Below are 10,692 nucleotides of genomic sequence, written 5' to 3'. Positions count from 1 at the left end.
GTTCCGTGAGGACGGACGGCGACTGGTCGTAGATGACGGCCAGTGTGCGCAGGTCGTCCTGGCGGATCGACAGCACCTTGCCGTTGTAGTCACCGCGCTGCGACTGGATGGTGGCCGCGTAGCGCTGGAGGGGACCCGCCTTCTCGGCCGGCACCGTGGCCAGCCGCTCCAGGTCCAGGACCAGCTTCGGCGGCGGCTCGGCGGCCCCGCCCGGGGTCGTGCCCGGAAGCAGTTCCTGCACCGGAACGCCGTAGAAATCCGCCAGCTCGGCAAGGCGCTGTACGGTCACGGCACGGTCGCCGCGCTCGTACGAACCGACCACGACCGCCTTCCAGCGTCCCTGGGACTTCTCCTCGACACCGTGGAGGGAAAGGCCCTGCTGGGTGCGGATCGCCCGGAGCTTGGCCCCGAGCTGTTTGGCGTATTCGCTGGACATATAGCTCCCCGGCACTGTGTCGACGCGTCTGGCGTGGGTGCCAGGCCGCGCGGCTGGTAACTCACTGTGAGGTTACGCAGCGTTACTCTGCCGCGTCAAGCCGAATGGTCCGCACCGACTCTTCCGTGGTATCGGCGTTCCGTTGCGCCGAGTGGGTGATCCCAGGGGGCCGTACGGGCGATCTCGGGGACCTGCTACCGTGTATGGCGCAATCTCGACGTCCTTTAAGGTCCGTCCCGTGAGGCGGAGAAGGAGGTCCGTTTCGTATGGACACGCACGACACGCAGTCCGATGCCCGGCCCGTTCTCGAAGGGCCCGACATCGCGCGGGTGCTGACCCGCATCGCCCACGAGATCGTCGAACGCGCCAAGGGCGCCGACGACGTGGTGCTCCTCGGCATCCCGACCCGCGGCGTCTTCCTCGCCCGGCGGATCGCGGACAAACTGGAGCAGATCACCGAGCGCAAGGTCCCGTGCGGCTCGCTCGACATCACCATGTACCGCGACGACCTGCGCATGCACCCGCCGCGTGCGCTCGCCCGCACCGAGATCCCCGGTGACGGTCTCGACGGCAAGCTCGTCGTCCTCGTCGACGACGTGCTCTTCTCCGGCCGCACCATCCGCGCCGCCCTCGACGCGCTGAACGACCTCGGGCGCCCGCGCGCGGTGCAGCTCGCCGTCCTCGTCGACCGCGGACACCGCGAACTGCCCATCCGCGCCGACTACGTCGGCAAGAACCTCCCCACGTCGTTGCGGGAGACGGTCAAGGTCCAGCTCGCCGAGGAGGACGGTCGCGACACCGTGCTGCTCGGTGCCAAGCCGACCCCTCAGTAGCGCTCCAGGCGTACGCCACCGTCGTACGCCGGCTCAGTGCGCGCCCCCGCGCGCCCGTCTGCCCCGAATCTCCCGAATGAACTGCCTTACGGAGCCTGACAGATGCAGCGTCATCTCATCTCGGCCGCCGACCTCACCCGCGACGACGCCGTCCTGATCCTCGACACCGCCGAGGAGATGGCCCGGGTCGCCGACCGGCCGATCAAGAAGCTGCCGACCCTGCGCGGCCGCACGATCGTCAACCTCTTCTTCGAGGACTCCACGCGGACCCGGATCTCCTTCGAAGCCGCCGAGAAGAGGCTGTCAGCGGACGTCATCAATTTCTCGGCCAAGGGCTCCAGCGTCTCCAAGGGCGAGTCCCTGAAGGACACCGCCCAGACCCTGGAGGCGATGGGCGTCGACGCCGTCGTCATCCGGCACGGCGCCTCCGGAGCCCCGTACCGCCTCGCCAACTCCGGCTGGATCGACGCGGCCGTCGTCAACGCCGGCGACGGCACCCACCAGCACCCCACCCAGGCCCTGCTGGACGCCTTCACCATGCGCCGCCGCCTGATCGGCCCGGACGCCGGACTCGGCCGCGACCTCGACGGCAAGCGCATCACGCTCGTCGGCGACGTCCTGCACAGCCGGGTCGCCCGCTCCAACGTCGACCTGCTGCACACCCTCGGCGCCGAGGTCACCCTCGTCGCCCCGCCGACCCTGCTGCCGGTCGGCATCGAGACCTGGCCCTGCGAGGTGTCCTACGACCTCGACAGCACGCTGCCCAAGTCCGACGCGGTGATGATGCTGCGCGTCCAGCGCGAGCGCATGAACGCCGCGTTCTTCCCCACCGAGCGCGAGTACTCCCGGCGCTACGGGCTCGACGGCGACCGCATGGCCCGGATGCCCGAGCACGCCATCGTGATGCACCCCGGCCCGATGGTCCGCGGCATGGAGATCACCGCCGAGGTCGCCGACTCCGACCGCTGCACCGTCGTCGAGCAGGTCGCAAACGGAGTGTCCATCCGGATGGCCGTCCTGTATCTGCTGCTCGGTGGGAACGAACCCGCCGTCACCCACCCCCGCACCGAGGAGAAGTAAGACAGATGAGCAAGATCCTGATCCGTGGTGCGAAGGTGCTCGGCGGCGAGCCGCAGGACGTCCTGATCGACGGCGGGACCATCGCCGAGGTGGGCGGCGGCCTGTCCGCCGAGGGCGCCGAGGTCGTCGAGGCCGAGGGCAAGGTGCTGCTGCCGGGCCTGGTCGACCTGCACACCCATCTGCGCGAGCCCGGCCGCGAGGACTCCGAGACCGTCCTCACCGGCACGCGCGCCGCCGCCTCCGGCGGCTTCACCACCGTCTTCGCCATGGCCAACACCTTCCCGGTCGCCGACACCGCGGGTGTCGTCGAGCAGGTCTGGCGGCTCGGCAAGGAGCACGGCTACTGCGACGTCCAGCCCATCGGTGCGGTCACCGTCGGCCTGGAGGGCAGGAAGCTCGCCGAGCTGGGTGCCATGCACGAGTCCGCCGCCGGCGTCACCGTCTTCTCCGACGACGGCAAGTGCGTCCACGACGCCGTGATCATGCGCCGGGCCCTGGAGTACGTGAAGGCCTTCGGCGGTGTCGTCGCGCAGCACGCGCAGGAGCCGCGGCTGACCGAGGGCGCCGAGATGAACGAGGGCGTCGTCTCGGCGGAGCTGGGGCTCGGGGGCTGGCCCGCGGTGGCCGAAGAATCGATCATCGCCCGGGATGTCCTGCTCGCCGACCACGTCGGCTCCCGCGTCCACATCTGCCACCTGTCGACCGCCGGGTCCGTCGAGATCGTCCGCTGGGCCAAGTCCCGCGGCATCGCCGTCACCGCCGAGGTCACCCCGCACCACCTCCTCCTCACGGATGAGCTGGTGCGCACCTACAACCCCGTCTACAAGGTCAACCCGCCGCTGCGCACCGAGCGCGACGTGCTGGCCCTGCGCGAGGCGCTCGCCGACGGCACGATCGACATCGTCGCCACCGACCACGCCCCGCACCCGCACGAGGACAAGGACTGCGAGTGGGCCGCGGCCGCCATGGGCATGGTCGGCCTGGAGACCGCGCTGTCGGTGGTGCAGGAGACCATGGTCGACACGGGCCTGCTGGACTGGGCCGGCGTCGCCGACCGGATGTCCGTCAAGCCCGCGCAGATCGGACAGGCCACGGGCCACGGCCGTCCCGTCTCGGCAGGTGAGCCCGCCAACCTCACCCTGGTCGACACGGCATACCGTGGGCTCGTGGAACCCGCGGGCTTCGCCTCGCGCAGCCGCAACACCCCCTACGAGGGGCGTGAGCTGCCGGGCCGTGTGACGCACACGTGGCTGCGGGGCAAGGCCACGCTCGTCGACGGGAAGCTCACGTGACACCTGTACTCCTGCTGGCCGCCGAGAAGGAATCGGCGCAAGTGACCGACTGGGCCGCCCGCATCGGCTGGGTCGTCGGCCTCGCGCTGTTCGTGGCGCTCGTCTACTGGCTGATGCGCGAGGGCTGGAAGTGGCGGGGCACCCTCCAGGGCGACCTGCCCGAGCTGCCCACGGCCCCGGACGACCCGGGCCCGGCACGCCTGACCATGAGCGGCCGCTACCACGGCTCCACCACCGCCGGGCAGTGGCTCGACCGCATCGTCGCGCACGGCCTGGGCACCCGCAGCCGCGCGGAGCTCACGCTCACCGACGCCGGACTGGACGTCGTACGCCCCGGGGCGACCGACTTCTTCGTCCCGGCCGCGGCCCTGCGCGAGGCCCGGCTCGACAAGGGCATCGCCGGGAAGGTGCTCACCGAGGGCGGTCTGCTCGTCGTCACCTGGGAGCACGGCGACCGGCTGATCGACTCCGGGTTCCGCTCCGACCACGCGGCCGAGCACAACGAGTGGGTCGAGACCCTCAACTCCATGATCGAAACGAACACCAGGGAAGGCGCCGAACGATGACCACCTCCACCAGGGGAGCCGCCAAAACTCCCGCCGTACTCGTCCTGGAGGACGGCCGGGTCTTCCGCGGCCGCGCCTACGGGGCCGTGGGGGAGACCTTCGGCGAAGCGGTGTTCTCCACCGGCATGACCGGCTACCAGGAGACCCTCACCGACCCCTCCTACCACCGCCAGGTGGTCGTCATGACCGCCCCGCACGTCGGCAACACGGGCGTCAACGACGAGGACATGGAGTCCAAGAAGATCTGGGTCTCCGGATACGTCGTGCGCGACCCCGCGCGGGTGCCGTCCAGCTGGCGCTCCCGGCGCACGCTGGACGAGGAGCTGGACGCCCAGGGCGTCGTCGGCATCAGCGGCATCGACACCCGCGCCCTCACCCGCCACCTGCGCGAGCGCGGCGCCATGCGCGTCGGCATCTTCAGCGGCGACGCCGTCCGGGACGACGCCGCACTGCTGGCCCGCGTCCAGGAAGCCCCGCAGATGAAGGGCGCGAACCTCTCCGCCGAGGTCGCCACCACCGAGCCGTACGTCGTCCCGGCCATCGGCGAGAAGAAGTTCACCGTCGCCGCCGTCGACCTCGGCATCAAGGGCATGACCCCGCACCGCATGGCCGAGCGCGGCATCGAGGTGCACGTGCTCCCGGCGACCGCCACTGTCGAGGACATCTACGCGGTGAACCCGGACGGCGTGTTCTTCTCCAACGGCCCGGGCGACCCGGCCACCGCGGACCACCCCGTCTCCGTGATGCAGGGTGTCCTGGAGCGCGGCACCCCGCTGTTCGGCATCTGCTTCGGCAACCAGATCCTGGGCCGCGCGCTCGGCTTCGGCACCTTCAAGCTGAAGTACGGCCACCGCGGCATCAACCAGCCGGTGCAGGACCGGACGACCGGCAAGGTCGAGGTCACCGCGCACAACCACGGCTTCGCCGTCGACGCCCCGCTCGACCAGGTCTCCGAGACCCCGTTCGGCCGCGCCGAGGTGTCCCACGTCTGTCTGAACGACAACGTGGTGGAAGGGCTCCAGCTCCTCGACCGCCCCGCTTTCAGCGTCCAGTACCACCCCGAAGCGGCAGCCGGCCCGCACGACGCCGCCTACCTGTTCGACCGCTTCGTATCCCTGATGGAGGGCCAGCGTGCCTAAGCGCACCGATATCCAGTCCGTCCTGGTCATCGGCTCCGGCCCGATCGTCATCGGCCAGGCCGCCGAGTTCGACTACTCCGGCACCCAGGCATGCCGCGTCCTCAAGGCCGAGGGCCTGCGGGTCGTCCTGGTGAACTCCAACCCGGCGACGATCATGACCGACCCGGAGATCGCCGACGCCACCTACGTCGAGCCGATCACCCCCGAGTTCGTCGAGAAGATCATCGCCAAGGAGCGCCCCGACGCGCTGCTGCCCACCCTGGGCGGCCAGACGGCCCTCAACACCGCGATCTCGCTGCACGAGGCCGGGACGCTCGACAAGTACGGCGTCGAGCTGATCGGCGCCAATGTCGAGGCCATCAACAAGGGCGAGGACCGCGACCTCTTCAAGGAGGTCGTCGAGGCCGTACGCCAGAAGATCGGCCACGGCGAGTCCGCCCGCTCGGTGATCTGCCACTCCATGGACGACGTCCTCGCCGGCGTCGACACGCTCGGCGGCTACCCGGTCGTCGTCCGCCCCTCCTTCACCATGGGCGGCGCCGGCTCCGGCTTCGCCCACGACGAGGAGGAGCTGCGCCGCATCGCCGGCCAGGGCCTCACGCTCTCCCCGACCACCGAGGTGCTCCTGGAGGAGTCCATCCTCGGCTGGAAGGAGTACGAGCTGGAGCTGATGCGCGACAAGCACGACAACGTCGTGGTCGTCTGCTCCATCGAGAACTTCGACCCCATGGGCGTGCACACCGGCGACTCCATCACCGTCGCCCCGGCGATGACCCTCACCGACCGCGAGTACCAGACCCTGCGTGACATCGGCATCGCCGTCATCCGCGAGGTCGGCGTCGACACCGGCGGCTGCAACATCCAGTTCGCGGTGAACCCCGAGGACGGCCGGGTCATCGTCATCGAGATGAACCCGCGCGTGTCGCGCTCCTCGGCCCTCGCCTCCAAGGCGACCGGCTTCCCGATCGCCAAGATCGCCGCCAAGCTCGCCGTCGGCTACACGCTGGACGAGATCCCCAACGACATCACGCAGGAGACCCCGGCCTCCTTCGAGCCGACGCTCGACTACGTGGTGGTGAAGGCCCCGCGGTTCGCCTTCGAGAAGTTCCCGAGCGCCGACTCCACCCTCACCACCACGATGAAGTCGGTCGGCGAGGCCATGGCCATCGGCCGCAACTTCACCGAGGCCTTCCAGAAGGCGCTGCGCTCGCTGGAGAAGAAGGGCAGCCAGTTCACCTTCGTCGGCGAGCCCGGCGACAAGCTCCAGCTGCTGGAGCAGGCCGTCCGCCCCACCGACGGCCGGATCAACACGGTCATGCAGGCCATCCGCGCGGGCGCCACGCCCGAGGAGGTCTTCGACTACACGAAGATCGACCCCTGGTTCGTCGACCAGCTCTTCCTGATCAAGGAGATCGCCGACGAGCTTGCCGAGGCGCCCGAGCTGACCGCCGACCTGCTCGCCGAGGCCAAGCGGCACGGCTTCTCCGACCAGCAGATCGGCGAGATCCGCGGCCTGCGCGAGGACGTCGTCCGCGAGGTCCGGCACGCGCTCGGCATCCGCCCGGTCTACAAGACGGTCGACACCTGCGCCGCCGAGTTCGCCGCGAAGACGCCGTACTTCTACTCCTCCTACGACGAGGAGACGGAGGTCGCCTCCCGCGAGAAGCCGGCCGTCATCATCCTGGGCTCCGGCCCGAACCGCATCGGCCAGGGCATCGAGTTCGACTACTCCTGCGTCCACGCCTCCTTCGCGCTGAGCGACGCGGGCTACGAGACCGTGATGGTCAACTGCAACCCGGAGACCGTCTCCACGGACTACGACACCTCCGACCGCCTGTACTTCGAGCCGCTGACGCTCGAGGACGTGCTGGAGATCGTGCACGCCGAGCAGCAGGCCGGACCGGTCGCGGGCGTCGTCGTCCAGCTCGGCGGCCAGACCCCGCTGGGCCTGTCGCAGGCGCTCAAGGACAACGGCGTGCCGATCGTCGGTACCTCCCCGGAGGCCATCCACGCCGCGGAGGACCGGGGCGCCTTCGGCCGGGTCCTCAAGGAGGCCGGTCTCCCGGCCCCCAAGCACGGCACCGCCACCACCTTCGCCGAGGCCAAGGCCATTGCCGACGAGATCGGCTACCCGGTCCTGGTGCGCCCCTCGTACGTCCTGGGCGGGCGCGGCATGGAGATCGTCTACGACGAGACCCGGCTGGAGTCCTACATCGCCGAGTCGACCGAGATCAGCCCGTCCCGGCCGGTCCTCGTCGACCGGTTCCTCGACGACGCGATCGAGATCGACGTCGACGCCCTCTACGACGGTGAGGAGCTCTACCTCGGCGGCGTCATGGAGCACATCGAGGAGGCCGGCATCCACTCCGGCGACTCGGCGTGCGCCCTGCCCCCGATCACGCTCGGCGGCTTCGACATCAAGCGCCTGCGCGCCTCCACGGAGGGCATCGCCAAGGGCGTCGGCGTCCGCGGCCTGATCAACATCCAGTTCGCGCTCGCGGGCGACATCCTCTACGTCCTGGAGGCCAACCCGCGCGCGTCCCGGACCGTCCCCTTCACCTCGAAGGCGACGGCGGTACCGCTGGCCAAGGCCGCCGCCCGGATCTCGCTGGGCGCCACGATCGCCGAGCTGCGAGCCGAGGGCCTGCTCCCGGCCACCGGCGACGGCGGCGAGCTGCCGTTCGACGCGCCGATCTCCGTGAAGGAGGCCGTGATGCCGTGGTCGCGCTTCCGCGACATCCACGGCCGCGGCGTCGACACGGTCCTCGGCCCGGAGATGCGCTCCACCGGCGAGGTCATGGGCATCGACTCGGTCTTCGGCACGGCGTACGCCAAGTCGCAGGCCGGCGCTTACGGCCCGCTGCCCACCAAGGGCCGCGCGTTCATCTCGGTCGCCAACCGCGACAAGCGCTCGATGATCTTCCCGGCCCGCGAGCTGGTCGCGCACGGCTTCGAGCTGCTCGCCACGTCCGGCACGGCGGAGGTCCTCAAGCGCAACGGCATCAACGCCACCATCGTGCGCAAGCAGTCCGAGGGCACCGGCCCGAACGGCGAGAAGACCATCGTCCAGCTCATCCACGACGGCGAGGTCGACCTCATCGTCAACACCCCGTACGGCACGGGCGGCCGCCTCGACGGCTACGACATCCGTACGGCGGCCGTGGCGCGCTCCGTGCCCTGCCTGACGACGGTCCAGGCCCTCGCGGCGGCGGTCCAGGGCATCGACGCCCTCAACCGCGGCGACGTGAGCGTCCGCTCGCTCCAGGAACACGCGGAACACCTGACCGCGGCCCGCGACTAGCAGCCCGAGGGGGACACCGGAAAAGGTGTCCCCCTCTTCGTGAGGACGCCGAGTCCTCGTGAGGACACCATGTACAAAATCTTCTTCCGTCTCGTCTTCAAGCGGCTGGACCCGGAGCAGGCCCACCACCTGGCCTTCCGCTGGATCCGCCTGGCCGCCCGCGTGCCCGTGCTGCGCACCTTCCTCGCGGCCGCCCTCGCGCCCCGGTACAGGGAGCTGCGTACGGAGGCCCTCGGCCTGCGGATGCACGGCCCCTTCGGGCTCGCGGCCGGCTTCGACAAGAACGCCGTCGGCATCGACGGCATGGCGATGCTCGGCTTCGACCACGTCGAGATCGGCACGGTGACCGGCGAACCGCAGCCCGGCAACCCCAAGCAGCGGCTGTTCCGCCTGGTCGAGGACCGGGCCCTGATCAACCGCATGGGCTTCAACAACGACGGCTCGCTCCGCGTCGCCGCCCGCCTCGCCTCCCGTACGCCCGTCTTCAAGCCGGTCGTCGGCGTCAACATCGGCAAGACCAAGGTCGTCTCCGAGGAGGAGGCCGTCGCCGACTACGTGAAGTCCGCCGAGCGGCTGGCCCTGTACGCCGACTACCTGGTGGTCAACGTCTCCTCGCCGAACACGCCGGGGCTGCGCAACCTCCAGGCCACCGAGGCGCTGCGCCCCCTGCTGAGCGCCGTCCGCGAGGCCGCCGACCGCACGGTGTCCGCCCGCCGCGTCCCCCTCCTGGTCAAGATCGCGCCGGACCTCGCCGACGAGGACGTCGACGCCGTCGCCGACCTGGCGGTGGAGCTCGGGCTGGACGGCATCATCGCCACCAACACCACCATCGCGCGCGAGGGCCTCGGCCTGAAGTCCGACCCCTCCCTGGTCAAGGAGACCGGCGGCCTGTCCGGAGCGCCCCTGAAGGACCGCTCCCTGGAGGTCCTGCGCCGCCTCTACGCGCGCGTGGGCGACCGGATCACCCTGGTGGGCGTCGGCGGCATCGAGAACGCCGAGGACGCCTGGCAGCGCATCCTGGCCGGCGCCACGCTGGTCCAGGGCTACAGCGCCTTCATCTACGAGGGGCCCTTCTGGGGCCGCGCGATCCACAAGGGGCTCGCCGCACGCCTGGCCACGAGCCCCTACGCCACGCTCGCCGACGCGGTGGGCGCCGACGTGAGGAAGACGGCATGAGTGGTCTCGAGCCCTTCGGCGCGCGCCTGCGCCGCGCCATGGACGAGCGCGGCCCGCTGTGCGTCGGCATCGACCCGCACGCCTCCCTGCTGGCCGAGTGGGGCCTCAACGACGACGTGGGGGGCCTGGAGCGGTTCAGCCGCACGGTCGTCGAGGCGGTCGCCGACCGGGTCGCCGTGCTCAAGCCGCAGAGCGCGTTCTTCGAGCGCTTCGGCTCGCGCGGCGTCGCCGTGCTGGAGAAGTCGGTCGCCGAGGCCCGGGCGGCGGGCGCGCTGGTCGTGATGGACGCCAAGCGCGGCGACATCGGCTCCACCATGGCCGCGTATGCCGAGTCCTTCCTGCACAAGGACGCGCCGCTGTTCTCCGACGCCCTGACCGTCTCGCCGTACCTCGGCTACGGATCGCTCAGCCCGGCCGTCGCGCTGGCCCGCGAGAGCGGCGCCGGACTGTTCGTGCTGGCCCTGACCTCCAACCCGGAGGGCGGCGAGGTGCAGCACGCCGTGCGGTCCGACGGCCGGAACGTCGGAGCGACGATGCTGGCGCACCTGGCCGCCGAGAACACGGGGGAGGGGCCCCTGGGGTCCTTCGGCGCGGTCGTCGGCGCCACCCTCGGTGATCTGTCGACGTACGACCTGGACATCAACGGCCCGCTCCTCGCGCCCGGTATCGGCGCCCAGGGCGCCAAGCCGGCCGACCTTCCCGCGGTCTTCGGTGCGGCGGTGCGCAACGTCGTGCCGAACGTCAGCCGCGGAGTGCTACGCCACGGTCCCGACACGGTCGCTCTGCGTGACGCCGCGGAGCGCTTCGCCGAGGAGATCCGTCAGTCCGTGACGTCCTCGTGAGGCGGTCCTGACCTTCCGGTGAGACCT

9 protein-coding genes are annotated in these 10,692 nt (G+C 70.6%); 8 read left to right on the top strand and 1 reads right to left on the bottom strand.

Annotated features, from left to right (window positions below; translation table 11 throughout):
* Positions 1–436 (bottom strand): transcriptional regulator BldD (gene bldD, locus ABT116_RS06715; RefSeq protein WP_351628782.1); only part of this gene is annotated, 436 nt, incomplete at its 3' end.
* Positions 437–702: 266 nt separating this feature from the next.
* On the opposite strand from bldD, the gene pyrR reads away from it, so the two are divergent.
* The 8 genes from pyrR (at position 703) to pyrF (ending at position 10,665) form a co-directional block, all read left to right on the top strand.
* On the top strand, positions 703–1,269 hold the full coding sequence (pyrR, locus tag ABT116_RS06710; RefSeq protein ID WP_030843153.1) for a bifunctional pyr operon transcriptional regulator/uracil phosphoribosyltransferase PyrR: 567 nt from the start codon (positions 703–705) through the stop codon (positions 1,267–1,269).
* A gap of 102 nt (positions 1,270–1,371) precedes the next feature.
* Complete coding sequence (locus ABT116_RS06705) at positions 1,372–2,349, top strand: aspartate carbamoyltransferase catalytic subunit (RefSeq protein ID WP_351628778.1); 978 nt, start codon at positions 1,372–1,374, stop codon at positions 2,347–2,349.
* 5 nt (positions 2,350–2,354) lie between these two features.
* A complete protein-coding gene (locus ABT116_RS06700) occupies positions 2,355–3,641 on the top strand; it encodes a dihydroorotase (protein ID WP_351628775.1) in 1,287 nt (428 codons plus the stop codon).
* A complete protein-coding gene (locus ABT116_RS06695; protein WP_351628773.1) occupies positions 3,638–4,207 on the top strand; it encodes a PH-like domain-containing protein in 570 nt (189 codons plus the stop codon). Before ABT116_RS06700 ends, ABT116_RS06695 begins: the two co-directional genes overlap by 4 nt.
* Positions 4,204–5,346 (top strand): glutamine-hydrolyzing carbamoyl-phosphate synthase small subunit, encoded by a 1,143-nt coding sequence (gene carA / locus ABT116_RS06690; protein WP_351628770.1) that lies wholly within the window; start codon positions 4,204–4,206, stop codon positions 5,344–5,346. Before ABT116_RS06695 ends, carA begins: the two co-directional genes overlap by 4 nt.
* On the top strand, positions 5,339–8,647 hold the full coding sequence (carB, locus tag ABT116_RS06685) for a carbamoyl-phosphate synthase large subunit (protein WP_351628768.1): 3,309 nt from the start codon (positions 5,339–5,341) through the stop codon (positions 8,645–8,647). The genes carA and carB overlap by 8 nt, the downstream gene beginning before the upstream one ends.
* A 69-nt stretch (positions 8,648–8,716) precedes the next feature.
* Complete coding sequence (locus ABT116_RS06680; protein ID WP_351628765.1) at positions 8,717–9,823, top strand: quinone-dependent dihydroorotate dehydrogenase; 1,107 nt, start codon at positions 8,717–8,719, stop codon at positions 9,821–9,823.
* Positions 9,820–10,665 (top strand): orotidine-5'-phosphate decarboxylase, encoded by an 846-nt coding sequence (gene pyrF / locus ABT116_RS06675; protein ID WP_351628763.1) that lies wholly within the window; start codon positions 9,820–9,822, stop codon positions 10,663–10,665. The genes ABT116_RS06680 and pyrF overlap by 4 nt, the downstream gene beginning before the upstream one ends.
* The last annotated feature ends 27 nt before the right edge of the window (positions 10,666–10,692 follow it).

The organism is Streptomyces sp. NPDC002130 (assembly GCF_040296465.1).
In the GTDB taxonomy this organism is placed as follows: Bacteria; Actinomycetota; Actinomycetes; order Streptomycetales; family Streptomycetaceae; genus Streptomyces.
The sequence above is the reverse complement of the archived record's forward strand: the minus strand, read 5'-3'. Positions and strand labels throughout refer to the sequence as shown.